This is a genomic window from Rhizobium ruizarguesonis (assembly GCF_012349115.1).
Classification (GTDB): Bacteria; Pseudomonadota; Alphaproteobacteria; order Rhizobiales; family Rhizobiaceae; genus Rhizobium; species Rhizobium ruizarguesonis.
Map to the genome: position 1 here is coordinate 167,003 of NZ_PQIG01000089.1, position 25,345 is coordinate 192,347.

Here is a 25,345-nt window from a genome sequence, read left to right on the forward strand (position 1 = left end):
GCACGCGCTCATAAAATCTTTCTTATTGGGGACTTTAGACCCAAAAATAGTCCACTTCGTCCCAAGAACGGATGGCGCATCAGATATTGAAGGCGAAGACCGCTTGCGCGGCCTTCGTTTCGCTCATGGCCTGTCCATATAATAACAGGCAGCCGTCTGGCCGGGGCGGACCTGCTCGGTCGGCGGCATTTCGGTGCGACAGATGTCGGTCGCCTTCCAGCATCGCGGCGAGAAGACGCAGCCTTTCGGCGGGTTGAGCGGCGAGGGCGGGTCGCCCTGCAGGCGGATGCGCGTGCGCAGCCGTGCAAGTTTCGGATCCGGGATCGGCGCGGCGGAAAACAGCGCCTGCGTATAGGGATGGGCCGGGTGATCGAAGACGGTTGCGCAATCACCGGCTTCCACCACCCTGCCGAGATAGAGCACCAGCACATCGTCGGATATCAGGCGCACGACGGAGAGGTCGTGGCTGATGAAGATCAGCGTCAGGCCGAATTCCTTGCGCAGCTTGCGCAGAAGCGTGATCACCTGTCCCTGGATCGAGACGTCGAGGGCCGAAACCGGCTCATCACAGATGATCAGCTTGGGTTTGGTGACGACCGCGCGAGCGATGCCGATGCGCTGCGCCTGGCCGCCGGAGAATTCGTGCGGATAGCGGTTGATCATCTCCGGCACCAGGCCGACGGCGGTCATGATCTCGCGAACGCGCTCGGTGCGCTCTGCCCTTGAGAGTTTGGGCTCGAAGACCGTGAGCGGCTCGGCGATGATGTCGCCAACCGTCATGCGCGGGTCGAGCGAGGCGATCGGGTCCTGGAAGATGATCTGCATGTCGCGGCGGGCGGCGCGCATTTCCTCATCCGTGAGGTCGAGCAGGTTGCGGCCCTGCCAGAGGATGCGGCCCTTCTGCGATTTCAACAGCCGCAGGATGGAGCGGCCGAGCGTCGACTTGCCGCAGCCGGATTCGCCGACGATGCCGAGCGTGCGGCCTTCGCTGAGGTCGAAGCTGACATTGTTGACGGCGGTCAGGAAGACCGGCGGCTTGAAGAGGCCCTTGGCCGGCAGTTCGAACTGGGTCGTCAGGTTCTCGACCCTCAGAAGCGATCGATCAGCCATGGTTCAGTAACTCCTCGCGACGCGGGAAAGGGTGGTAGCAGGCGGCGCAGTGGTGCGGCGCCAGCGTTTCGAGCAATGGCGGGCGGTCGATGCAATCGTCCTGGGCCTGCGAACAGCGCGGCGAGAAATTGCAGCCCTTCGGCAGGTGCTGCAGGTTCGGCGGACGGCCGGGGATGACGACGAGATCGTCGACATCCTGGTCCGGCCGCGGGATCGAGGCATGCAGTGCTGCGGTATAGGGATGGGCTGGGTTGTCGAAGAGTTCGTCGACAGGCGCCTCCTCGACGATGCGGCCGGCATACATGACGGCGACCCGGTCGGCGAGGCCGGCAACGACGCCGAGATCGTGGGTGATCATGATCAGCGCCGTGTTCATCTCCGCCGTCAGGTCATTGAAGAGATCGAGGATCTGCGCCTGAATGGTGACGTCGAGCGCTGTCGTCGGCTCGTCGGCGATCAATAACTTCGGCCGGGTGAGCAGTGCCATGGCGATGACGATGCGCTGGCGCATGCCGCCGGAGAGCTCGTGCGGATAGAGATGGAAGCGCCGTGTGGGATCGGGGATGCCGACGCGTTTGAGCATGTCGAGGGCAGCAGTGGATGCGGCGCGTGCCGTCAGCCCGCCGTGCACCTCAAGCTGTTCCGTCAGTTGCCGGGAGATCTTCAGCGACGGGTTCAAGGCGGTCATCGGATCCTGGAAGACCATGGCCATGTCCTTGCCGCGGATCTGGTCGAGCTCGCGCGGCTTCAGCGCCAGCACGTCCTTGCCTTCGAGCAGCGCCTGTCCCGTTGTTTTGCCGTTCTTGGCAAGCAGGCCCATAATGCCGAGGAAGGTCTGGCTCTTGCCGGAACCGGACTCGCCGACGATGGCGATGCGTTCGCCGCGCCTGACCGTCAGGTTCATGTTGGAGACGGCTTTCACCTCTCCATCCGGCGTTTTGAAGGTGATCGAGTAGTCTTTGAGTTCGAGGAGGGTATCCGCCATTTAACGATCCTTCGGGTCGAACGCGTCGCGCAGGCCGTCGCCGATGAAGAGCAGGCTGAGCAATAGGGCCACGAGGAAGCTTGCCGGGAAGACCAGCAGCCACGGCATGCTTTCCATGGCATCGGTTCCTTCGGCGATCAGCGTGCCGAGCGAGGTCAGCGGTTCCTGCACGCCGAAGCCGAGATAGGAAAGGAAGCTTTCGGTGGCGATGATCTCAGGCACTGTCAACGCCGCGAAAATCACCACCGGGCCGACGAGGTTCGGGATGATGTGCTTGATGATGATCTTGAACGGCCGCTGACCGGATGCGCGGGCTGCCTCGATGAATTCGCGATGCTTGATCGACAGCGTCTGGCCGCGCACGATGCGGGCCATGGTCAACCACTCCAGCGCGCCGATCGCGGCAAAGAGCAGATAGACGTTGCGGCCGAAGATCACCATCAGCAGGATGACGAAGAGGATATAGGGAAGCGCATACATGATATCGACGAAGCGCATCATGATCGCATCCAGCCTGCCGCCGATATAGCCCGATACTGCGCCGTAGAGCACGCCGATGAAGACGGAGACGACGGTTGCCGTCAGCGCCACGGCAAGCGAGACGCGGGTGCCGTAAAGGACGCGGGCGAGAAGGTCGCGGCCGTTCGGGTCGGTGCCGAAATAGTGGCCGGTTTCGATCGAGGGCGGTATGCGGAAGGCCGCCCAATCCGGGTCCTCGTAGTTGAAGGGAATGAACCAGGGGCCGATGAAGGCGACGAGGATCAAAAGCGTCAGGACAACGACCGACAGGACCGCCGCCTTGTTGCGCCCGAGGCGGCGCAGGGCATCCTTGGTGAGCGAGCGGCTTTCGGGCGCAAGGCCTTCCGCGGCCAGCAGTTCCTGCGCGAGCAGCTCACGCTTTGCGGGGTTGAGGATCATCTGTTTCTCACTTTCGGATCGAGCCACGCATAGGCGATATCGACGAGAAGGTTCAGGAACACGATAAGCACCATGTAGAAGATGACCGTGCCAAGAACCATGCCGTAATCGCGGTTCAGCGCTGCGTTGACGAAATAGCGGCCGATGCCGGGCAATCCGAAAATGCTCTCGACAACCAGCGAGCCGGTGAGAAGGTAACTTGCCGCTGGACCCAGATAGGAGACCACAGGCATCAGCGCAGGCTTCAGCGCATGGCGCATGACCGTCAGCCGGGGGCCGATGCCTTTGGCCTTGGCGGTGCGGATGAAGTTCTGGTTCATCACCTCGATCATCGAGCCGCGCGTGATGCGCGAGATACGGCCGGCATGCGGCAGCGCCAGAACGACGATCGGCAGGATGAGGTATTTGATCGAGCCGTCACCCCAGCCGCCGACCGGAAACCACGCGAGATGGATGCCGAAGACGAGCTGCAGGATGGGCGCGATCAGGAAGTTCGGCAGCACGACACCCACCAGGATGAGCGCGCCCAGAATATAATCCGGTGCCTTGTTCTGATAGAGCGCCCCGAGACAGCCGACGGCCACGCCGACAATAATGGCAATCAGGAAGGCAGCCGTACCGATGGTGAAGGTGTAGGGCAGACCGATCATGATCTGCTGGGCGACGGTGAAATCCTCACTCGCGAAGGAGGGGCCGAGATCGCCCCGGAGCAGGTCGCCGACATAGATCAGGTACTGCTGGATGAGCGGCTTGTCGAGATTGTAGTGGATCGCAAGGTTCTTCAGGATCACCGGCGGCAATGGCCTTTCGCCATCGAAAGGGCCGCCGGGGGCAAGGCGCAAAACAAAAAACGAGGCTGTCACGGCGATCCACATGACGGGGATCGTCGACAGAAGGCGACGGAGTGCGTATTTGATCATGGTCGTGGGCCGGTCCTTTCCGCAGTGCGCGGAAAGGACCGTTTTCCCTTACTCTTTCATCGACAGCCAGCGGGTGCGGTGGATGTCCTGAATGTTGTCGACGAAGCCTTCGATCTTCGGCGAAACGACATTCTTCGAGACGTAGTAGTAGATCGGCAGGGCGGCAGATTCATCGAGCGCCAACTGTTCGGCCTTCTTGAAGATCGCGGCACGCTTGGTGAGATCCGTCTCGGCGTTGCCTTCCTTGATCATCTTGTCGTACTCGGGATTGGACCAGCGGCCGTAGTTCATCTGCACGCCTGTCACCAGGAGGTTCAGGAAATTATCAGGGTCGTTGTAGTCGGCGAGCCAGCCGGCGCGGCCGATTTCGACCTGGCCACGCTGCATCTGGTCGTAATGCACCTTGGTTTCGGCGTTGACGAGCTCGACATCGACGCCGAGCGGCTTCCACATGGAAGCGATGGCGACGGCGATGCGCTTGTGGTTGTCGTTGGTGTTGTAGCTCAGCACGGCGTGCAGCGGCTTGTCCGGGCCGAAACCGGCTTCGGTCAGAAGCTTCTTGGCTTCGGCGACCTTCTCGCTATAGGGCAGGTCCTTCCAGGTGACATAGGCCGGCTCGCCGTAATTCGCCGTGCCCGGCGGAACCCAGGAATAGGCCGGCAGTTCGCCGGTTCCGAGGATCTGCGGGCCGATGACTTCACGGTTGATCGCCATAGAGAGAGCCTGGCGGACGCGCTTGTCGCTGAAGGGCGGCTTCTGCGAGTTGACGACGTAATAGTAGAGGCCGGAGAAGGGGGCGACATGCGCCTGGCCCGGCAGGTTCTTCTTCATCCACTCGTATTGGTCGGTCGGGAAGTCGGTGAGGATGTCGAACTCGCCGGCGCGGTAGCGTTTCAGCGCGGCTTCCTGGTCTTCGAGCACGAAGAACTTCGCGCCGTCGATCTTCAGGTCCTTAGTGTCATACCACTGATCGTTCTTGACGGTGGTGACATGCGAGCCCGGAACCCATTCGACCGGCTTGTAGGGGCCGTTGGTGACGATGTTGCCGATCTTGACCCAATCCTGGCCCTTCGCCTCGACGACATGCTTCGGCAGCGGATAGGCGGTGTAATGCATCAGGGCATTGAGGAAATAAGGGGTGGCGTTTTCAAGCGTGATTTCGAGCGTCTTGTCGTCGATCGCCTTGACGCCGAGCTGGTTGAGATCGGTGATCTCACCCTTGTTGATCTTTTCCGCATTCTTGATGGTGAATTGCAGATAGGCATAATCGGCTGCATTCTTCGGGTCGACGAGGCGCTGGAAGGCGAAGACGAAGTCTCCTGCCGTTACCGGCTGGCCATCGGACCACTTGATGCCGTCGCGAAGCTTGAAGGTGTAGACCTTACCATCAGGCGAAATCGTCCAGCTTTCCGCCTGGCCGGGGATCGGATTATCCTTGGCGTCCTCAGTGACGAGGCCCTCGAAAATGTCGCCGGCGATACGATTTTCCCAGTCCCCGGAAAGCTTCTGCGGATCGAGCGACTGCGGGTCGCCACCATTGTGAATGTTGAGCGTGGCCGCATGGGCCGAAAACGCCAGCAATGTGCCAAGCATTGCGGAGGCGAGAAATTTTTTCGTGAAATGGTTCATGGTGGGTCCACCTTTCTAGGCTTTTCGCCTTTATTAGACATTTGTTCCCGGTGTTTGACCTCTTACGTGCAGGTCAGCGCGCACATTATCGCAAAGGCTTTGCGTTGCAACCCCAAATCCGGAGGGTGGAAAGGGGTTGTGGACAAGCCTATATACGTCTCCCCCTTGTCGGATCGCGACGATGTGCCGCGACATCAGCCACGCACTCATCACGGCTTCACCTGGTTGTCTTTTGTTTTGTCCGCTTTAGTGTGGCGAGCGCAAACGAGGCAGGAGATGTAGCCGATGGCATTGCAGGCAGGCGGGAGTGCGGACTGGTGGCGCGGCGCGGTGATCTATCAGGTCTATCCGCGCTCGTTTCAGGACACCAACAGCGACGGTCTCGGCGATCTCAGGGGAATCACCCGCCGGCTGCCGCATATCGCCAGCCTCGGCGTCGACGCGATTTGGCTCTCGCCCTTCTTCAAGTCGCCGATGGCCGACATGGGCTATGACGTTTCCGATTATTGCGACGTCGATCCGATCTTCGGCACGCTTGCCGATTTCGACGAGATGATGGCCGAAGCGCACAGGCTCGGCATCAAGGTGGTCATCGATCAGGTGATCTCGCACACCTCCGACCGGCACCCCTGGTTCGTCGAGAGCCGGTCGAGCCGGACCAATCCGAAGGCGGACTGGTATGTCTGGGCCGATCCGAAGCCTGACGGCACGGCGCCGAACAACTGGCTGTCGATCTTCGGCGGGCCGGGCTGGGAATGGGACGGCGTACGCCGGCAATATTACCAGCACAATTTCCTGACCTCGCAGCCGGACCTCAACTTCCATAGCAAAGCCGTGCAGGATGCGGTCCTCGAGACGGTGAAGTTCTGGCTCGACCGCGGCGTCGACGGTTTCCGCCTGGATACGGTCAATTATTATTTCTGCGACAAGCTACTTAGGAGCAATCCGCCGCACGAGCCGGATGAGGATGACGCCGGCCTCGATGCGCCCGACAGCAATCCCTATGGCATGCAGAACCACCTCTACGACAAGACGCAGCCAGAAAATGTCGATTTCCTCAAGCGCTTCCGGGCGCTGCTCGATCAGTACGAAGATCGCACGACCGTCGGCGAAGTCGGCGATGGGGCGCGTTCGCTGAAGACGGTTGGCGCCTATACGAGTGGCGGCGACAAGCTGCACATGTGTTACACATTCGATCTGCTCGGGCCGGATTTCACCTCCGAGCATATTCGCGGCTGCGTCGAGGCCTTCCAGAAGGCAGTCACGGACGGCTGGGTCTGCTGGGCTTTTTCCAACCACGACGTCATGCGCCACGTCAGCCGTTTTGCGCGGACGGAGGAAGAGCGGCCTGTCATCGCCAAGCTTGCGATCTCGGTGCTTGCAGCGCTGCGTGGCTCGATCTGCCTCTATCAAGGCGAGGAACTCGGCCTGCCCGAAGCGGAACTCGCCTTCGAGGATCTGCGCGACCCCTACGGCATCCGCTTCTGGCCGGCCTTCAAGGGCCGCGATGGATGCCGCACGCCGATGCCCTGGGAAGCCGGCAAGGCGCATGCGGGCTTCACCTCGGCGGAAAGGAGCTGGCTGCCGGTGCCTTACGAGCAGGCAGCGCTTTCCGTGGATACGCAGGAGGCGGGCGACAACTCGGTGCTGCATCACTACCGCAGGACGCTCGCATTCCGGAAGAGCTACCCGGCGCTGATCGACGGCGACATGACCTTCATCGGCACCTATCAGGATCTGCTCGCCTTCACCCGCGAAAAGAACGGAGAAAAACTGCTCTTCGTTTTCAACCTGACGCGCAAACCGGCGGAATTCCGCCTGCCCGATGGCATGGTGCTCGGGGAACCGCTCGAGATGCCGGGCTTCAAGGCGGTGGCTGGCGCGGGGCTAGTGAAGCTTGCGGCGCTGGACGGGTTTTGTGCGCGGATTTGACGTTCGACTGCTGTATCTCTGAAGGCGATGGTCAAAGGTTGCTCCACTGCGGAGTCAGCCCTGGAATTGCATCACCCAATCAGCGCGAACTTGTCCACATCCACCATGCCGCGGTCGGATATCTTCAGGTGCGGGATGACTGGCAGCGGCAGGAAAGCGAGTTGGAGGAAGGGTTCTTCCAGCGTGGCGCCGAGCGCGAAGGCGGCCTTGCGCAGATGGTGGAGGATGTCGCGAACCGTCTCATAGGGCTCTAGGCTCATCAGGCCGGCGATGGGCAGGGCGATTTCGCCGGTGACCTTGCCGTCTTCGACGACGACGAAGCCGCCCTTGATCTCGCCGAGGCGGTTTGCGGCGCAGGCCATGTCGTCCTCGCTGACGCCGACGACGCAGATATTGTGGCTGTCATGGCCGACGGTCGAGGCGATCGCACCCTTCTTCAGGCCGAAGCCTTGGACGAAGCCGTTGGCATGGTTGCCGTTCTTGCCGTGGCGCTCGATGACGGCGACCTTGATGATATCGTTGGCAAGATCGACCGTCGTCTCGTTGCCCCTGACGGGCAGGCGATAGCGGCGATGCTCGGTGATGATCTTGCCCGGCAGTACGCCGATGACGGGCGTTTCGCCTTCGGCGACCGGCACGCCGAAATGGGCGGCGTTGACGGGCCGGGCCTTGACGCTGTCGAGGCCGATCGGGGCAACCGGTCGGCGCGAGGAAAAGAGTGCATCGGTGACGTGGCGGCCAGCCGAAAAGACCATGTCGGCGCGGCAGTTTTCCAGTCTGTCGAGAACCACCAGATCGGCGCGCCAGCCCGGCGCGACCAGGCCGCGGTCCCGGAGGCCGAAGGCGCGGGCGGCCGAAATCGAGGCGGCGCGGTAGATCGCCAGGGGCTCGACGCCGCTCGCGATCGCCGTGCGGATCATATGATCGAGATGGCCCTGTTCGGCGATATCGAGCGGATTGCGATCGTCGGTGCAGAGCGCCAGATAGGGCGACAGCCGCTCGGTGATAATGGGTATCAGCGCGGCGAGATCCTTGGATACCGAACCCTCGCGCACGAGGATGTGCATGCCCTTGCGGATCTTTTCCAAGGCTTCGCCGGCGGTCGTGCATTCGTGCTCGGTGCGGATGCCGGCCGAGAGGTAACCGTTGAGGTCGTTGCCTGAGAGCAGCGGCGCGTGGCCGTCGATGTGGCCGCCCTGGAAGGCGTCGAGCTTGGCCAGGCAGACGGGATCCTTGTGGATCACGCCGGGGAAATTCATGAATTCGGCAAGTCCGATCACCTTCGGATGGTGGCGGAAGGGCAGGAGGCGCTCGATCGGCAGATCGGCGCCGGAGGTTTCGAGATGCGTCGCCGGCACGCAGGAAGAGAGCTGGACGCGGATGTCCATGATCGTCTCCAGCGCGGATTCGAGAAAGAATTCGATGCCGGCGGTTCCGAGCACATTGGCAATCTCGTGCGGATCGCAGATGGCGGTGGTGACGCCATAGGGCAGAACGCAGCGGTCGAATTCATGCGGTGTGACGAGCGAAGATTCGATATGCAGATGGGTGTCGATGAAGCCGGGGACGACGATCCTGCCCGATATATCGATCTCGGTTTCACCTTCGTAGCTACCTGAGATGCCGACGATGCGATCGGCACCGATCGCAATGTCCGACAGGACGAGTTCGCCGGTGACCAGATCGAAGAAGCGGCCGCCCTTCAGCACGATATCGGCCGGCACGCGGCCGACGCCCTGGTCGATGAGACGTTCGAGCTTGGTGGTCATGGCATTGCTCACATTACAACCGATTCCGAAACTTATAACCGATCTGCCGCCACAAGCGAGTGCCGCAAAATGAAACCGGGCGCCGTAGGGGCGCCCGGTCGTCGACGGTCAGCGATGGTTTATTCGGCGGCGACGATCTTGCCGGCTTCCCACTTGTAGAGCGAGAAGCTCTGCGAGGTCAGGTCGCCGGTCTCGCCGTAGGTGACCTTGCCGATGGCGGTCGGGATTTCGTCGCCGCCCTTCAGCGCGGCCGCGACGGCTTCCGCATCCTCGGCACTGCCGGCCTTCTCGATGCCGGCTTTCAGCACTTCGACGGCGGCATAGGCGTTCAGCGTGAAGGCTTCGGCCGGGATGTTCTTGGCGGCGAGCGCGTCGGCTGCGGCCTTGGAATCCGGGCTCTTGGTGGCGTCCGAAGCGTTGGTGAAGATCGTGCCTCCTGCCGCATCCGTGCCGATTGCCCAGAATTCGGTGTTGGAGAGGCCGTCGCCGCCGATGATCGTCGCGTTGGCGGCGAGGTCATGCAACTGGCGGGCGAGCAAGCCGCCTTCCGGGTGGTAGCCGCCGAAATAGACCACGTCGACCTTTTCGGACTTGATGCGGGTGGTGAGCGCGCTGAAATCCTTATCGCCAGGCGTGATCGCGTCATTGACGACTTCGGTGATGCCGCCGGCATTCAGCGTCGCCTTGAAGGCATCGGCGAGGCCCTTGCCGTAGGCGCCCTTGTCGTTAACGATGGCGACGCGCTTGTCCTTGAAATTCTTCAGCACATATTTGGCGGCGACTTCGGCCTGCTGGTCGTCGCGGCCGCAGGTGCGCAGCACGTTGGTGAGACCACGCTTGGTCAGGTCAGGAGCCGTCGCGGTCGGGGTGACCATCAGCACGCCGTTTTCAGCAAGCACGTCCGAAACTGGAATGGCGACGCCCGAGGTTACTGGGCCGACGACGAAGCGGATGCCGTCGCCGACGACCTTGTTGGCGGCGGAAACGCCCTGCTTCGGTTCGCCGGCATCGTCAGCCAGTTCGAGAACAACCTTCTCGCCGAGAATCCCGCCCTTCTTGTTGATCTCGTCGACGGCGGTCTGAGCGCCGTTCTTCACCTGGTCGCCATAGGCAGCGACGGGGCCTGTCAACGGCGCGATCAGGCCGATGGTGATATCGGCATGGGCAAGCGGCGCAAAGGCGAGTGACGCGACGAGGGTCGCCGTCAATGTCTTGAGGGTCATTGTCTGTCTCCTTGGATGGGGTCATGCGACCCGCGATGAAGCGTCGCGCCGGCTTTTCCGGATCGTTCAACGGCCCAGGAGCCGTGCCAAGGACGATCGATATCGGCGCGATCAATGCGCCCTCCGGCCATATTTGGCTCGAACGGGTGCAACGGCAAGATTTCTAGGAATTTTGGTGAGATTCCGCAAGTTGATAACAAAATGGAACGAAAATCGGCTCGATCCGGCACGAAATCGTCCCCAAATCGTCGATTCTGGCGCCGTGTGCTGATTTTCTGGAGGGTGGCGGTACCCCGCACAATCGCGGTGCGCCGATGAACCTCCTGAATTTCGAGGAAGCTCTCTTGGTCTTTCCGAATATTCGAATTCTGTTTTGAGATTAACACTTGATTCTACCAATTAGAGTAGAATCATTGTTCCCGCATATATTGCTGCGATGCAAAAGAACGGTCGATCATAAACAGAGAGATATTTCAGGAACTGAGATCTGGATGCTGAAGCGTATCGAAGCCAGACAGGTGCGCAACGGAATGTTTGTGGAGGCGATCGAGGGTGCATGGCATGACCCTCTTCTGTCCAAGCGAAGATTTCTGCTGCGCCGTGAAGTCGATGCCCTGAAGCTTCGCAAGAGCGGCATTGAAGGTGTTGTCATCAACACCAGCAGAGGCCTCGACATCGACGGCCTGCCAGGCGGCAATCACGAGATCGACACCAAGGCGGCACGCGAGACTATCCAGAAATCCGTGCAGGTGCTGGAAAGCGTTTTCAGCCGGCTCCAGCATGGCGATGGCATCAGCGTCGATCAGGTGGCGCCGGTGATTTCCTCGGTCTCCAAGTCGATGGATGACAATCCCACTGTCTTTCTGAGCGTTACGCGTCTGAAATCCAAGGACGAGGCAACGTTCCTGCATTCCATTTCGGTGAGTGCGCTGATGATCCTTTTCAGCCGCCATCTCGGACTTGACGAGACTACCGTGCAGTTGCTCGGCACAGCAGGATTGCTGCACGACGTCGGCAAGCTTGAAATTCCGCTTGAGATACTCAACAAGGAAGGGCGGCTGGACGAAGACGAGATGAAGATGATCCGCGACCATCCCGAAAAAGGGCACGCGATCCTGTCGCGCCAGGAAGGCATGCCGGAGATCGTTCTCGATGTTTGTCTCAACCATCATGAGCGTATCGACGGCAAGGGCTATCCCCGCAGGCTTTCCGAGGCGCAGGTGAGCTTCCATGCGCGTCTTGCTGCGATTTGCGACGTCTATGACGCTGTGACCTCCGTACGACCGTACAAGGCGCCATGGAGCGCGAACCACGCCCTGAAATGGATGCTTGGCAGCGAAGGGCATTTCGATCGGCGGCTCCTGAAAAAATTCGCCCTCTGCCTTTCCGTCGCCGCGGTGAGCTGAAATCTATCTGGCTTCACAACAAAAGGGCCTGCGTGGGCTTACAGCGCCGCGTGTCTTTTCCGACGCGTAAAGGACGCTGTAACACTTTCAACTGCCGCATAATTTTATCCTTAAATCGATTCCGATTTAAGGAATGCAGGAGGTCCGCCGCAGGCCCTGTTGCCGGAAGTTTCAGAGCTTTCTCAGACGTTGTTCTGCAGGATTGTCCGCAGCTTGCCGAAGAGCTCGTCGATATGGTGCTTCTCGATGATCAGCGGCGGGGAGAGTGCGATGATATCGCCGGTGGTGCGGATCAGCAGGCCGCTTTCATAGGCTTTCAGGAAAGCGGTGAAGGCGCGCTTGGTGGGCTCGCCGGCGATCGGGTCGAGTTCGATCGCGCCGATCAGGCCGGTGTTCCTGATGTCGATGACATTGGGGCAGTCCTTCAGCGAATGCAGCGCGTCGGCCCAGTAGTCGGAAAGCTCGGCGGCGCGTGTCAGCAGGCCCTCCTCCTTGTAGGTGTCGAGCGTGGCGAGTGCGGCGGCGGAGGCGATCGGGTTGCCGGAATAGGTGTAGCCGTGGAAGAACTCGATCATATGTTCCGGGCCGTTCATGAAGGCATCATGGATCTCGGAGGTAACGAAGACGGCGCCCATCGGGATGACGCCGTTGGTCAGGCCCTTGGCGGCGGTGATCATGTCAGGCTTGACGTCGTAATATTGCGCGGCGAAGGGGGCACCGAGGCGGCCGAAGCCGGTGATGACTTCGTCGAAGATCAGGAGAATGCCGTGCTTGGTGCAGATCTCGCGCAGCTTCTGCAGGTAGCCCTTCGGCGGGATCAAGACGCCGGTGGAACCCGCCACCGGCTCGACGATGACGGCGGCGACGGTGGAGGCGTCATGCAAGGTGACGATACGCTCGAGCTCGGTAGCGATGTCGCCGCCATGCTCGGGCTCGCCGCGAGTGAAGTTGTTTTTACCGGGCTGGTGGGTGTGGGGCATGTGATCGACGCCGGTCAGAAGTGTGCCGAACATCTTACGGTTGGTGACGATGCCGCCGACGGAGATGCCGCCGAAATTGACGCCGTGATAACCGCGCTCGCGGCCGATCAGGCGGAAGCGTGATCCATTGCCCTTCACGCGGTGATAGGCGAGCGCCACCTTCAGCGCCGTCTCGACCGATTCGGAACCGGAATTGGTATAGAGAACGTGGTTCAGGCCTTCCGGGGCAATGTCGACCAGGCGGTTCGCCAGTTCGAAGGCCTTGGGATGGCCGAGCTGGAAGGCCGGCGCGTAATCGAGCTCGCCGGCCTGCTCGCGGATCGCCTCGGTGATCTTCGGGCGGCAGTGGCCGGCATTGACGCACCAGAGGCCAGCCGTGCCGTCCAGTACCTGACGGGCGTCATGGGTCGTATAGTACATGTCCTTGGCGCCGACGAACAAACGCGGCTCCTTCTTGAACTGGCGATTTGCCGTAAACGGCATCCAGAAGGCACGAAGATCGTTCGGTGCATTGAGGCGATTGGACATGCTGTTCTCCTGGCCGCTGACGGCCCTTTCCCGGGGCTTCACGCCCATATTTTTACTGCCCGGTCAAATTATCAGGGCTTCCCAAGGCGTCAACGGGAAAAGTCCCGAAAGCTCCTCCTGACAGGGGGCTGAAGCTGCTTCGATCGATCACGGGGCGAGCGCTTCAGCGCGATGAGGCTGCAATTCCTTCGCCGCCGGCGAAAGGAGCAGAAAGACCAGGGCACTCAAAGGCACGACCGGCAAATCGCAAATTTGCCGGTCGTGCCATAAGGTTCACGTGCTGAAATATCGTTGCCAGGCCTCCGGGAACATTCCCTTGCAGCACGGCATCGGCCGACATTCATGTCAGCGCTATCATTAAGCGGCGGATCTGTTCCGGTTCTGCACGAGGTAGATGTCTTCGAGCGTTGCCAGGATCTTCATGACCGGCTCGGAGGTGCTCGAATAATAGATGGTTTGTGCGTCCCGGCGGGTCTTGACCAGCTTTTGAGCGCGCAGTTTCGAGAGGTGCTGAGAGAGAGCCGACTGGCTGAGCCCGACCTGCGTCGCAAGCACGCCGACGGCTACTTCGCCCTTCACGAGGCTACACAGGATCAGCAATCTCTTCGGGTTTGCCATGGCCGACAATAAAGCTGCCGCCACGTTCGTGTGATCGGCCAAATCAGAGGTTTCCATATGTTATCTTCCTAATGCGAAACGTACATCAAGTGTGTTGGCGCAGGCCGCCAGCCGGGATTTTGACTGACACCAAAAACTAGCAACTGGGCTCGAAGATTGTATATACCTAAATTTAAGGTATCGAGTATGCTATTTTAGATATGTTTGAACAAATGTGATCGGCATCCACAGCGAGGGTTTCGAACTCGTATCGCAGCAGAAAATCACCGGAAATCATGTCAAAACCTGAGGAATCGATACCACAAATGTGCCAAGACCCCGATTCCGGCGCCTTTAGCCTAATAGCGAGGCTTTCCGCCACATCGGGGTGGCGTTCTACTAAATCTCGCACTGCTTCTGCCGCCCCGACGGCGATCGCCTCATTCGCGGCCGATTGGATTATGAGATCGTTCCCATCGAGTTGGTAGGCGCGGCCAAAACCGCCATTGAGGCTGGCCTGCTCAGGCTTGAGACGGAAGAACAGGAAATCAGGAAAGTCGATATAAAGCTTCGCCTTGGGGTGGCGAGCGAGAAAACGCGTGCGGATACGCGCGTAGAATGCACTGCTGTGCTCGACGGGTTCTGCCAGGCATTGGGTCGTCAAACGGGGATAGGCGAGGGGATCGCCCTTGCCGGGCTCGCCGGTCAGGAGCGAGGCGCGCGGGTCTCTGGCGAGCGCCCTGGTATGAGCTGACAGCTGCGAAACCAGGATGACGGGGATGCCGTCGATATCGGTGGCGACGAGCACGCGGCTGACAAAGGGGAAGCCGTTCTCGGGCGCGAGAACGGCAATCGCCGCGTGCCGGGCGGAGCGCAGAAGCACGCGGGCGAGCTTGCGGGCATCGTCGTCGGTTTCGCGTAAGGGTGAGGCCGGATCTTTCATATCCGCTTTGTGACAAAGCGGATGGAAAACATCAAGCTTCCTGCTTGCGGCGATGGCGGGTAAGGCCGGCAACGATATCCTGAGCCGAGATGGTGCCGACGATCGCGCCGTTCTCGACGATGCCGATACTGCCCGGCTGGCGGGCAAGGGCATCGAGGATATCGATGAGCGGGGTCGCGGCGCGGGCCGTGGCGCTGACGCTCATGCCGGCGGCAGTCTGGCCGAGGCCTGACTGCATGACATCGGCCGCCGTCAGCATGTTGATCGGATTGAGGTTCTGCACGAAATCGGCGACATACTGGTCTGCGGGGTTCTTGACGATGTCGTGCGGCGTTCCGCACTGAATGATGCGGCCACTCTCCATAATGGCGATGCGATTGCCGATGCGGAAGGCCTCGTCGAGATCGTGGCTGACGAAAAGAATGGTCTTCTTCAGCCGCCGCTGGAACTCCAGGAGTTCGTCCTGCAGGCGGGTGCGGATCAATGGGTCAAGCGCCGAGAAAGGCTCGTCCATGAGCAGGATCGGGGCGCCGGTGGCAAAGGCGCGGGCAAGGCCGACACGCTGCTGCATGCCGCCGGAAAGCTCGTTGACCTTGCGGCCTGCCCATTTCGTCAGGTTGACGAGTTCAAGCTGCTCGCCGACGCGGAGCTTGCGCTCAGCCTCCGGCATGCCGGCGAGCTCGAGGCCGAAGCCGACATTCTCGGCGACCGTGCGCCAGGGCAGGAGCGCGAACTGCTGGAACACCATGGAGACAGTGTGCGTGCGCAGATCCCGCAGCGCCTTGGCATTGCAACTGTAGGGGTTGACGGGGCCGGTGGTCGTGGAGACGGCGACATCACCACGCACCACGGGAGCGAGCCCGTTGACGGCGCGCAGCAGCGTCGACTTGCCAGAGCCGGAAAGGCCCATGAGCACCAGGATCTCGCCTTCCTCGATCGTCAGTGAGGCATCGGCGACGCCGAGCACCAAGCCGGTCGCTGCGCCGATTTCGTCGCGCGATTTGCCCTGATCGACCATGGCAAGCGCGGTTTCCGGCCGATCGCCGAAGATGATGCTGACATTGTTAAAGCTTACTGCGGTCATGCACCGCCTCCTTCACCCGCCGTGCGGAACATCCGGTCGAGAATGATTGCCAGGATGACGATACAGAAGCCCGCTTCGAAGCCCTTGGCGATATTGACGGTGTTCAGCGCGCGGACGACGGGCACGCCAAGCCCGGGAGCGCCGACAAGGGCGGCGATGACGACCATCGACAGCGACAGCATGATGGTCTGGGTGAGACCCGCCATGATCTGCGGCGTGGCGAAGGGAAGCTCGATCTTGCGCAGCACCTGTATCGGCGTCGCGCCGAAAGCGACGGCGGCTTCAACGAGGGACGGCGGCGTCGAGATGATGCCAAGGCGCGTCAGCCGGATCGGGGCGGGGATTGCGAAGATGACGGTCGCGATCAGACCCGGCACCATGCCGAGGCCGAACAGGATGAGCGCAGGGATCAGGTAAACGAACGTCGGTATGGTCTGCATGAGATCGAGTACCGGGCGCATGGCCGCATAGACCCAAGGGCGGCGGGCGGCGGCAATGCCGAGCGGAATGCCGATCACCATACAGACAAAGGTGGCGGCGAGCACGAGGGCGAGCGTCTCCGTCGTTTCCTTCCAATAGTCCTGGTTCACGATGAGCAGCAGCCCGAGACAGGTGAAAACGGCGACCGCGATCGAGCGGCGCAGCCAAAAGGCGATGGCGGTGATGGCCGCGATGACGATCAGCGGATGAGGCTTCTGCAGCACGAAGAGCAGGCCGTCTATGGCGCTCGACAGCAGGAAGGCGATCTGGTTGAAGAACCATTCGCCGTTCGAGGTCAGCCAGTCCACGAAGGATTTGGCCCAGGGGCCAACGGGAATCTTAAATTCGGTGATCCAATTCAAGGGCGCGCCCATCCAGAAAAACAACAATCGGACAAAAATGAAACGGGGCGGCGAGCCGCCCCGTTCGTATCGTCAGAGGCCGAGGCCGGTCTTGGCGGCCGCGAGAGCGTCGCCCTTGCCGTCGCGGGTCTTGACGCCCTTAAGCCAGGGCTCGAGTGCTGCGGGGTTCGCCTTCAGCCATTCGGACGCTGCAGCCTCCGGCTCTTTGCCGTCGTTCAGGATTTTGCCCATGATGTGGTTCTCCATGTCGAGGGAGAACGTCAGGTTCTTCAGCATCGCGCCGACATTCGGGCATTGGTCGAGATAACCGGCGCGGACATTGGTGAAGACCTTGGCGCCGCCGAAATCCGGACCGAAGATATCGTCACCGCCGGTGAGGTAGGTCAGCTTGAAGTTGGTGTTCATCGGATGGGGTTCCCAGCCGAGGAAGACAACGGGCTTGCCTGATTTGTCGGCGCGCGCGACCTGAGCGAGCATACCCTGCTCAGAGGACTCGACGACTTCCAAATCCTTCAGGCCAAAGGTGTTCTTTTCGATCATGTCCATGACGAGGCGGTTGCCGTCATTGCCAGGCTCGATGCCATAGATCTTGCCGTCGAGATCGTCCTTATGAGCGGCGATGTCCTTGAAGTCCTTGATGCCGAGCTCGGCGCCCTTGGCGTTGGTGGCGAGCGTATACTTAGCGCCGACGAGGTTGGGGCCGAAGGATTCGACCGACTTGTCGTCGAGATAGGGCCGGACGTCCTTTTCCTGTGTCGGCATCCAGTTGCCGAGGAAGATGTCGATGTCCTTGTTCTTCAGCGAGGTGTAGGTGACCGGCACCGAGAGAACCTTGATGTCGGTCTGATAGCCGATGCTCTTCAGGACGACGGATGCGGTGGCGGTGGTGGCGGTGATATCCGTCCAGCCGACGTCCGAGAAATGAACCGTAGAACAGCTGTCTGGATCTGCGGCGAAGGCGGCGGTCGCAACGGAGAGGGCGGCGACGGCAGTTGCGGTAACGAATTTGAACGTGCTTGTTATTTTCATTTTAGACTCCCAGTCTTTAAGTTCCCAAGCCAACCATCAATAACCGAGTTTGACAAGCGACCTCAGTGCGTTTGCGTCGTATCGACCTATGCGATTGCGACGTCTGCGGATTTTTTCCGAGCGCCTCGTTTTCAGGGCTTTCGGCGGTTTTCGAGCCGGATTCCTGTGATTATCGTTCTCTCAGGGCTTTTCTTTGCCATTCCGAGCTTTCAATAAGCCGATTAAGGAGAAATCGGATGGCAAAACTCTATTTCAACTACTCGACGATGAACGCCGGCAAGTCGACGATGCTGCTGCAGGCCTCCTACAATTACCAGGAGCGCGGCATGCGCACGGTGCAGCTGATCGCCGCCTTCGACGAGCGCGCCGGCCGCGGCGTCATCGGCTCGCGGATCGGCTTGGAGGCGAGCGCCATTCCCTTCGAGCCGCATGAGGATCTGTTCCGGCTCGTCGCGGCGCTGAGCGACGAAGGCGCGCCGATTTCCTGCATCTTCGTCGACGAGGCGCATTTCATGACGCCTGTCCATGTCTGGCAGCTTGCCCGCGTCGTCGACAGGCTTGGTATCCCTGTCATGGTTTACGGGCTGAGAACCGATTTCCAGGGCAAGCTGTTTCCGGCCTCGCAGGAGCTGCTGGCGATCGCCGACGAAATGCGCGAGGTGCGCACGATCTGCCATTGCGGGCGCAAGGCGACGATGGTTGTGCGGCTCGGCGCGGAAGGAAAAGTACTGCACGAAGGCGCCCAGATCGATGTCGGCGGCAACGAGAAATATGTCTCGCTCTGTCGCAGGCATTGGGACGACGCGATGAACGGAGCCTGGATCGCCGAGCCGGTCTGAAGCCGGCGACGCCGCCTGTTTTCTTTAGCGCCGCAAGCGACTAGCTTGAGCAGGAGATTCCCTGGAGAGATTAGGTGCGCAAACCCCCGCCATTCGACAGCCAGTACGAAGCTGCAGGCAGCCTTGCCGAGAGGACTGCGGCCGAGGGAACCTATTGCGTGGCGGCGATCGGCGCCTTCAGCGGCGAGGAAACGCGGTCGGCCGACGAGGTCTTCCTGGGACAGAATGCCCGCTTCCAGGCCCATATCGCCGATGCTGCGGCGCTCGACGCCCAGCTGGCGGAGCTGGTCTTTTCTCTTGACCGGCTGACGGCCGAGGTTTCTGCCGATCTCGATAGTTTCCGGGGGCTGACGCTGCGTGAGAAGATGGCCGGCTGGGTGTCGCGCCAGCGGATGTGGCGCATGTATACCGAACGTGTGCGCGAGGCGCCGGTCATCGAGCGGCTGCTCGACCTTTTGACGAAATCGGACGCGCTTGCCAGGCTGATCGCCGGCCAGCGCGCCTCGCTCACCGAACGGCACAGGGCAGCCGAACGCAACCTTGTCGACATTGTCGAGCAGCGGCGCCGGCTGGTCGATTCCATCGATATCGCCCGCCTCAAGATGAAGGAGCTCAATGCCAAGGCGCTGACGACGCAGGGCCGTATCGGCGTCTATGGCAACAGGGCTCATTGGGAGCAGATGGAGGCGGAACGACGGGCGCTGAAGGCGGAGGCCGAGCGAATTTCCGCCGAAGAGCACGAGATGCGAGACGACAGCCAGCGGCGCGAGCGCTTCATCGGCCTGTTCCAGGCCTTTGTCGATTCGCTGAACGGCGGGATCGCCGCCTGCAACGTGCTGCAGCGCAAGCTGTTGATAGACGTCGAGGAGCGGCTGATCATCTACCAGGCGCAGGTCGATACCGACAGGCCGGGCATGAAGGTGAGGATCAAACCGGAACTCTTTCCCGATATCGCCACGCCGATCAGGCTGTTCGAGAAGGGCATGCTGGTCGCCCAGGATCTGGAGCGGCGTAAGAGCCGCGCCGATCTCGAATTCACAAGAAGGTTTCCGACCTATGCCGAACCGCCGGCGGAAACATCGGGGGCGCCACTGATTAACACGGCGCGCAGGTCCCTGCGCTTTCGCCTGCCTTTCCTGCGCTCCTGACCAGCAGGGCGCGGACAATACCCCTCTTCCCAATGCTTTCATTCCGGAAAATCGAAGGGCTCGTGTTGTGCTCGGCCCATCGAGCGCATATGTGGGATGCAGCATGGCGGCAATGTCCCGATGTTCGCCTCGCCTGACAGGAGACGACGATGCTTGACCGGATAGCCGGTTTTTTCAGGCTGATCGGCCAGACGATCGGCCGCTGGGCCCGCCTGTTTTCCGCCTGGGCTTTCTGGCCCTTTCTTGCCGCGCACGGCTGGTATCAGCGCCGGAGCTGGATGATTCGGCTGCCGGTCATCGCGTTCGTGGCGCTGCTGGTCGCCCTCTACGGCTATTTCTTCTGGCAGACGCAGGTCTGGACGAATTTCAACCCCGCCTTCGTCGACCAGTACCGGCTTTCGGAGCGCAAGGTCGCAGCCGGGCAGGATGTGCCGGTCGCCGAGGGGGCTGCTGCCACGGCGCCGAAGACCTGCCAGCGCTCGGCGATCGTCGATGTCGCCGCCGATCTGACCGATTTCAATGTCAACCAGAACGCATGGATCTCCTCCATGCTGCTCTACAAGATGGGCTTCTTCGGCATCGACTGGGATCACACGCCCTTCCTCGACAACAAGGCGTCGTTCCAGCGCGGCGTCAACCAGGCGGTCCGGCGGACTTCGGCGGAGCTTGTCGATACGCTCGGACGCGTGCGCGGCACATCGGGCATCAACAATGACCTGCAGAGCGCGCGCGGCAATCTGCAGTTTGACGAAAACAGCTGGTATTTCGGGCTCAATCCCTTCGGGCCGAAGACGCCGACGCCTTCCTATTACCGCTCGGCGATCGGCAGCCTGCGCAAGTTCAACACCGATCTCGCCCTCTGCAATGTCATTTTCGACGGCCGCGCCGACAACCTGATGCAGTTTATCGACCGCATTGCCAACGATCTCGGCGGCACCTCCGACATGCTCGCCGAGCGCTCGGAAAACCACAATCGCGGCTGGTTCGATACACGCGCCGACGACCGGTTCTGGTTCGCCTATGGCCAGCTCTATGGCTACTACGCGATCATGGCTGCCGCCCAGGCGGATTTCTCGCAGGTGGTGGCGGAACGCAATCTCGGAACGATCTGGGGCGGGACCATGCGGCAGTTCCAGGCGGCGCTCCGCATCCAGCCGGCGATCATCTCGAACGGGCGCGAGGATGGCTTGATCATGCCGAGCCATCTCGCCACGATGGGCTTTTATATTCTGAGGGTGCGCTCAAACCTCGTCGAGATCCGGTCGGTGCTCGATCGCTAAAAGATCCGGAGTCAGCGGGGTATCGTGTCATCCTCGAAGCCGACGACGCGCAGTTTCTCGACGAATTCATAGGTGATGCCGACGATGCCGCCGCCGCTTTCATCGTCGCGGAAGCGGCCGACGCTGCGCACCAGCTTGTGGCCGCCAAGCCGATTGTCGACGCGATAGACGAAATGGAAGCCGACGCCGTGAAGGCTCGCCTCTTCGAAAGTTTGGGCGATCAGGCTGCGGTCCTCCTCGTGGATACGCGACATTAGCTCTGTCAGGTTGATAGGGCCGTCGCTGTAGGGGAGGTCGAAGATCGCGTGGACGGCCTCGCTTGCAAAGAAATGTCCTGTCTCGATATCGATGCGCCAGAAGCCGAAAAGACGATAGGCAGCAAGCATCTGGACAACTTCCGCATCGGTGATGCCGATGTGAGCGCGGGATTGCTCTGTCTTGTTAATGACGGGCTGTTCGAAGTGAAGAGGCACGATTCCCCCAGATCACGGGACGACGTGCCGACTCTCTTCCGATTCCTCAGTTGATCAGCTTCAATCGAATTGCCTTAGCTACCAACTGGGTGCGGTTGACGCAATCGAGTTTTTTGATCGCGTTCGTCATATAGGCGTTCACCGTATGGTCCGAGAGCGTCAGGATCTGGCCGATTTCGATCGAGGTCTTGCCCTGGGCCGTCCAGCGCACAACTTCTAGTTCTCGGTTCGATAGCGCGTTATGCGCGCATTCCTCGTTGCGCTTGACTGCATTGTATGCATCGAGTGCATGGAGAATGATCATTACCAGCTCGTTGATCTCGCTCTGGCCGAGTGCGGCGCGCTCGCCGCAGAACCAAAAGACCAGGCGCTGGCCGTCGGCTGCAATGCTCGGCATGGCAACGCCTGCCGGTATGGCATGGCGCAGCATCAGGGCGCGCAGTTCGGTGGGAAAGGCCTGACCATTGACTGCGTCGTTGAGGTGCCAGGACAGCGGCACAGCGGATTGCCTCAGCCTTAGGCCGAAAGGGCAGCCGCGCATCATGTGGGCGCGGTCGAAATCCCTGATATAGGTGGCCGGAAGCGAGCTCTCGATCAGCAGGGGTTTCAAGAGGAGGTCTTCCGGGGAGGGAGCGTGCATCAGTGTCGCATGCGACAATCCGAAGGCTGTCGAGACCCTGCCGAGCGCCTGCGCAAACAGGCTGCGTGTTCGAGCGGCCGCAAGCTCTGCCGAAAGCAATGACTGTCTTTCAGAGGTAGTCATGTAAGACATTTGTACGCCCCCGGCAGCCTCAATGTTACCGCTATCAAATACAGAAAATCCGCGGGATGCTAGCCCGATTAACCTGAGACAAGCCGATTCATTCAAATTGTGAACAATTAGCCACAGGGGATCGCGCTTCGGTTGAGTTTCGACTTGCAAACATAGCGTGGCGGTATCTTTGACCTCCTTAATGGCGGGATAGGAGTGGTCGCGCAGCCGGGCAGGGAGAGAATCACTTTGGAAAGTTCGGGGGAGAACTCGGGTCTCTCCGTCACCGGCGCAAGGCGGTGGACCGGTCTACCAGCAGCCCGGCTTGCATGTCTGTGGACCGGACGCGAAGGAGAGTCTCCGATGTCCCGGAATCGGAAGGCCGAGATCGTTCCCGCTGCGGCCTTGGCAAATTGATATCGGACTGCGGAGGCACGTCATGACGATCTCGTCGCTGTTGTCTTGAGCGACTGCTCGTTCACTGTCTGAAGGTGTCCTCGTGCCCGCCGTTAGCCTTTGTCTTTAAGATCATTCTTCGAGGTCACGCTCATCAGCTTCTCCAGGAAACCGAGCATGACGGCGGAGGCGACGAAGGCGAGGTGCATGAGGGTCAGCCACATGATCTTGCCGTCCGCATATTTGTCCGCATTGAGGAAGACCTGCAGCAGATGGATGGAGGAGATGGCGACGATCGAGGAGGCGACCTTGATCTTCAGGCTGCCTGAATCGAGCTTGCCGAGGAAGGACACTTCGTTGTCGGCCTCGCTGGCCTCGTCGAAGCGGCTGACGAAATTCTCGTAGCCCGAGATCATCACCATGACGATCAGGCTTGCGACGAGGGCTGCGTCGATCAGGCCGAGCATGGCAAGGATCATCTCCGCCTCATCGAGTTCGAAGACGCCGGCGGCGATCTTCAGGAATTTGTAGGCGAAGGAAACGGCATAGACGGCGAGCGCCGCTACCAGGCCGATATAGAAGACGACGAGGATCCAGCGGCTCGACAGGATGATGCGCTCGATGATGAGTTCCAGTGATTTCATGTTTTCAGCCTGTTAAGCCGCAATCGCTGACCGCCACATAAACGCCTAGCGCATCGACCCGATGCGAGGATTGAAAGTGTTACAGCGTCCTTTGCGCGTCTGAAAAGACGCGCGGCGCTGTAAGCGTGTCGACCGCAAGGCGCAGCACTATTCACACCCCGCCGATATTTCGCTATCTCGATGAAGAGAAAAACAACGGCTCCGCGCCCGCGGGTGTCGGACGGGGGAACATCCATGCCATCAATCAAATCCGATATCGAAATCGCGCGCGCCGCGGCCAAAAAGCCGATCTTCGAAATCGGGGCGAAACTCGGCATTCCGGTCGAGCAGCTCGTTCCCTATGGTCACGACAAGGCGAAGGTCAGCGCCGAGTTCATCGCCGCGCAAGCGGGCAAGAAGGATGGCAAGCTGATCCTCGTCACCGCGATCAATCCGACGCCGGCGGGCGAGGGCAAGACGACCACCACCGTCGGGCTCGGCGATGGGCTGAACCGGATCGGCAAGAAAGCCGTTGTCTGCATCCGCGAGGCCTCGCTCGGCCCCTGCTTCGGCGTCAAGGGCGGGGCGGCCGGCGGCGGTTATGCGCAGGTCGTGCCGATGGAAGACATCAACCTGCATTTCACCGGCGACTTCCATGCGATCACCTCGGCACACAATCTGCTGGCGGCGATGATCGACAACCACATCTACTGGGGCAACGAAGAAAATATCGACATCCGCCGGATCACCTGGCGGCGGGTGATGGACATGAACGACCGGGCGCTCAGAAGCATGGTCTCCTCGCTCGGCGGCGTCGCCAACGGCTTCCCGCGCCAGGGTGGGTTCGACATCACCGTCGCCTCCGAAGTGATGGCCATCCTCTGCCTTGCCACCGATCTCAAGGATCTGGAGCGGCGGCTCGGCGACATCATCATCGGCTATCGTTTCGACCGAACGCCGGTGCATGCGCGCGACCTGAAGGCCGACGGCGCCATGGCTGTGCTCTTGAAAGATGCGATGCAGCCGAACCTGGTGCAGACGCTGGAGAACAATCCGGCCTTCGTGCATGGCGGCCCCTTCGCCAACATCGCCCATGGCTGCAACTCGGTGACGGCGACCAAGACGGCGCTGAAGCTTGGCGACTATGTGGTGACGGAAGCGGGCTTCGGCGCCGATCTTGGGGCTGAGAAATTCTTCGATATCAAGTGCCGCAAGGCCGGGCTGAAGCCGGATGCGGCGGTCATCGTCGCGACCGTCCGGGCGCTGAAAATGAATGGCGGGGTGAAGAAGGACGATCTCGGCACGGAGGATGTCGCGGCGCTGAAAAAGGGCTGCGCCAATCTTGGCCGGCACGTCGCCAATGTGCGTCGTTTCGGCGTGCCCGTCGTCGTGGCGATCAATCATTTCGTCTCGGATACCGAGGCCGAGATCGCGGCAGTCAAGGAATTTGTCTCGAGACTTGGCGCCGAGGCGATCCTCTGCCGCCACTGGGCGCTGGGTTCGGCCGGCATCGAAGACCTGGCGCACAAGGTGGTGGAACTGGCCGAATCCGGGCAGGCGAAATTCCAGCCGCTTTACGGCGATGATCTTTCGCTGTTCGAAAAGATCGAGATCGTCGCCTCGAAGATCTACCATGCCGGCGAGGTGACAGCCGACAAGGCGGTGCGCGACCAGTTGCAGACATGGGAGGAGCAGGGCTATGGCAAGCTGCCGATCTGCATGGCGAAGACGCAATATTCCTTCTCCACCGATCCAAACCTGCGCGGCGCGCCGGAAGGCCACATCGTCACCGTGCGGGAGGTGCGGCTTTCGGCGGGAGCGGGCTTCGTCGTTGCCATCACCGGCGAGATCATGACGATGCCCGGCCTGCCGAAATCGCCGTCGGCGGAGCGGATTTTCCTAAACGATCAGGGTTATATCGAAGGTTTGTTCTGATCCGG

23 protein-coding genes are annotated in these 25,345 nt (G+C 60.8%); 7 read left to right on the forward strand and 16 right to left on the reverse strand.

Features of this window, described 5'->3' with window-relative positions; all coding sequences use genetic code 11:
- Nucleotides 1-123: 123 nt before the first annotated feature.
- From C3Y91_RS22350 to C3Y91_RS22370, 5 genes are read right to left on the reverse strand one after another with little or no spacing between them, the layout of a single operon-like run.
- Nucleotides 124-1,110: an ABC transporter ATP-binding protein gene (locus tag C3Y91_RS22350; protein WP_018073897.1), complete on the reverse strand. Its 987-nt coding sequence runs from the start codon at nucleotides 1,108-1,110 to the stop codon at nucleotides 124-126.
- Nucleotides 1,103-2,095 (reverse strand): ABC transporter ATP-binding protein, encoded by a 993-nt coding sequence (locus C3Y91_RS22355; protein WP_018073898.1) that lies wholly within the window; start codon nucleotides 2,093-2,095, stop codon nucleotides 1,103-1,105. Before C3Y91_RS22355 ends, C3Y91_RS22350 begins: the two co-directional genes overlap by 8 nt.
- Nucleotides 2,096-3,013 carry an ABC transporter permease gene (locus C3Y91_RS22360; RefSeq protein WP_018481514.1) on the reverse strand — a complete coding sequence of 306 codons (918 nt, stop codon included), beginning with the start codon at nucleotides 3,011-3,013 and terminating at the stop codon, nucleotides 2,096-2,098.
- Nucleotides 3,010-3,933, reverse strand: a complete 924-nt coding sequence (locus tag C3Y91_RS22365) for an ABC transporter permease subunit (RefSeq protein WP_012758514.1) — start codon at nucleotides 3,931-3,933, stop codon at nucleotides 3,010-3,012. The genes C3Y91_RS22360 and C3Y91_RS22365 overlap by 4 nt, the downstream gene beginning before the upstream one ends.
- A gap of 48 nt (nucleotides 3,934-3,981) precedes the next feature.
- Nucleotides 3,982-5,562: a peptide ABC transporter substrate-binding protein gene (locus C3Y91_RS22370; RefSeq protein ID WP_018073900.1), complete on the reverse strand. Its 1,581-nt coding sequence runs from the start codon at nucleotides 5,560-5,562 to the stop codon at nucleotides 3,982-3,984.
- Between the two features lie 285 nt (nucleotides 5,563-5,847).
- Here C3Y91_RS22370 and bglA point away from each other — a divergent pair, with 285 nt between their 5' ends.
- Nucleotides 5,848-7,494: a beta-galactosidase BglA gene (gene bglA / locus C3Y91_RS22375; protein WP_168575799.1), complete on the forward strand. Its 1,647-nt coding sequence runs from the start codon at nucleotides 5,848-5,850 to the stop codon at nucleotides 7,492-7,494.
- Nucleotides 7,495-7,565: 71 nt separating this feature from the next.
- On the opposite strand, the gene ade is transcribed toward bglA, so the two are convergent.
- Nucleotides 7,566-9,263 (reverse strand): adenine deaminase, encoded by a 1,698-nt coding sequence (ade, locus tag C3Y91_RS22380; RefSeq protein ID WP_026171039.1) that lies wholly within the window; start codon nucleotides 9,261-9,263, stop codon nucleotides 7,566-7,568.
- 119 nt (nucleotides 9,264-9,382) lie between these two features.
- Complete coding sequence (locus tag C3Y91_RS22385) at nucleotides 9,383-10,486, reverse strand: branched-chain amino acid ABC transporter substrate-binding protein (RefSeq protein WP_018073903.1); 1,104 nt, start codon at nucleotides 10,484-10,486, stop codon at nucleotides 9,383-9,385.
- A 23-nt stretch (nucleotides 10,487-10,509) separates the two neighbouring features.
- Here C3Y91_RS22385 and C3Y91_RS22390 point away from each other — a divergent pair, with 23 nt between their 5' ends.
- Nucleotides 10,510-10,653 carry a hypothetical protein gene (locus tag C3Y91_RS22390; RefSeq protein ID WP_018073904.1) on the forward strand — a complete coding sequence of 48 codons (144 nt, stop codon included), beginning with the start codon at nucleotides 10,510-10,512 and terminating at the stop codon, nucleotides 10,651-10,653.
- Between the two features lie 324 nt (nucleotides 10,654-10,977).
- Nucleotides 10,978-11,892 carry an HD-GYP domain-containing protein gene (locus tag C3Y91_RS22395; protein ID WP_168575800.1) on the forward strand — a complete coding sequence of 305 codons (915 nt, stop codon included), beginning with the start codon at nucleotides 10,978-10,980 and terminating at the stop codon, nucleotides 11,890-11,892.
- Between the two features lie 182 nt (nucleotides 11,893-12,074).
- On the opposite strand, the gene aptA is transcribed toward C3Y91_RS22395, so the two are convergent.
- The 6 genes from aptA to C3Y91_RS22425 all read right to left on the reverse strand — a co-directional run bounded on the left by aptA (nucleotide 12,075) and on the right by C3Y91_RS22425 (nucleotide 17,895).
- Entirely contained in the window at nucleotides 12,075-13,400 is a 1,326-nt protein-coding gene (aptA, locus tag C3Y91_RS22400) for an omega-aminotransferase AptA (protein ID WP_168575801.1), read from the reverse strand.
- Nucleotides 13,401-13,757: 357 nt separating this feature from the next.
- Nucleotides 13,758-14,075, reverse strand: coding sequence for an ArsR/SmtB family transcription factor (locus C3Y91_RS22405; RefSeq protein ID WP_003561417.1), 318 nt, complete (start codon nucleotides 14,073-14,075; stop codon nucleotides 13,758-13,760).
- Nucleotides 14,076-14,190: 115 nt separating this feature from the next.
- The gene (locus tag C3Y91_RS22410) at nucleotides 14,191-14,940 is read right to left on the reverse strand and encodes a HugZ family pyridoxamine 5'-phosphate oxidase (RefSeq protein ID WP_075224568.1); all 750 of its coding nucleotides are present in this window, start codon (nucleotides 14,938-14,940) and stop codon (nucleotides 14,191-14,193) included.
- 31 nt (nucleotides 14,941-14,971) lie between these two features.
- Entirely contained in the window at nucleotides 14,972-16,024 is a 1,053-nt protein-coding gene (gene choV / locus C3Y91_RS22415; RefSeq protein ID WP_018073908.1) for a choline ABC transporter ATP-binding protein, read from the reverse strand.
- Nucleotides 16,021-16,866, reverse strand: coding sequence for a choline ABC transporter permease subunit (gene choW, locus C3Y91_RS22420; RefSeq protein WP_024319499.1), 846 nt, complete (start codon nucleotides 16,864-16,866; stop codon nucleotides 16,021-16,023). Before choW ends, choV begins: the two co-directional genes overlap by 4 nt.
- Before the next feature lie 72 nt (nucleotides 16,867-16,938).
- Nucleotides 16,939-17,895: a choline ABC transporter substrate-binding protein gene (locus C3Y91_RS22425; protein ID WP_168575802.1), complete on the reverse strand. Its 957-nt coding sequence runs from the start codon at nucleotides 17,893-17,895 to the stop codon at nucleotides 16,939-16,941.
- A 236-nt stretch (nucleotides 17,896-18,131) separates the two neighbouring features.
- Here C3Y91_RS22425 and C3Y91_RS22430 point away from each other — a divergent pair, with 236 nt between their 5' ends.
- From C3Y91_RS22430 to C3Y91_RS22440, 3 genes are all read left to right on the forward strand, one after another.
- The gene (locus tag C3Y91_RS22430) at nucleotides 18,132-18,734 is read left to right on the forward strand and encodes a thymidine kinase (RefSeq protein ID WP_018485868.1); all 603 of its coding nucleotides are present in this window, start codon (nucleotides 18,132-18,134) and stop codon (nucleotides 18,732-18,734) included.
- Between the two features lie 74 nt (nucleotides 18,735-18,808).
- Complete coding sequence (locus tag C3Y91_RS22435; protein WP_075224537.1) at nucleotides 18,809-19,882, forward strand: hypothetical protein; 1,074 nt, start codon at nucleotides 18,809-18,811, stop codon at nucleotides 19,880-19,882.
- A gap of 149 nt (nucleotides 19,883-20,031) precedes the next feature.
- Nucleotides 20,032-21,162: a DUF2333 family protein gene (locus C3Y91_RS22440; protein WP_024319501.1), complete on the forward strand. Its 1,131-nt coding sequence runs from the start codon at nucleotides 20,032-20,034 to the stop codon at nucleotides 21,160-21,162.
- An 11-nt stretch (nucleotides 21,163-21,173) separates the two neighbouring features.
- Here the strand turns inward: C3Y91_RS22440 and C3Y91_RS22445 are convergent, their stop codons facing one another.
- The 3 genes from C3Y91_RS22445 to C3Y91_RS22455 form a co-directional block, all read right to left on the reverse strand.
- Nucleotides 21,174-21,635: a PAS domain-containing protein gene (locus C3Y91_RS22445; RefSeq protein ID WP_024319502.1), complete on the reverse strand. Its 462-nt coding sequence runs from the start codon at nucleotides 21,633-21,635 to the stop codon at nucleotides 21,174-21,176.
- Between the two features lie 46 nt (nucleotides 21,636-21,681).
- Complete coding sequence (locus C3Y91_RS22450) at nucleotides 21,682-22,407, reverse strand: helix-turn-helix transcriptional regulator (RefSeq protein WP_020397639.1); 726 nt, start codon at nucleotides 22,405-22,407, stop codon at nucleotides 21,682-21,684.
- A gap of 488 nt (nucleotides 22,408-22,895) precedes the next feature.
- The gene (locus tag C3Y91_RS22455; RefSeq protein WP_075224535.1) at nucleotides 22,896-23,426 is read right to left on the reverse strand and encodes a TIGR00645 family protein; all 531 of its coding nucleotides are present in this window, start codon (nucleotides 23,424-23,426) and stop codon (nucleotides 22,896-22,898) included.
- Nucleotides 23,427-23,660: 234 nt separating this feature from the next.
- Between C3Y91_RS22455 and C3Y91_RS22460 the strand changes: the two genes are divergently transcribed.
- Nucleotides 23,661-25,340, forward strand: coding sequence for a formate--tetrahydrofolate ligase (locus C3Y91_RS22460; RefSeq protein ID WP_024319504.1), 1,680 nt, complete (start codon nucleotides 23,661-23,663; stop codon nucleotides 25,338-25,340).
- Nucleotides 25,341-25,345: the final 5 nt, after the last annotated feature.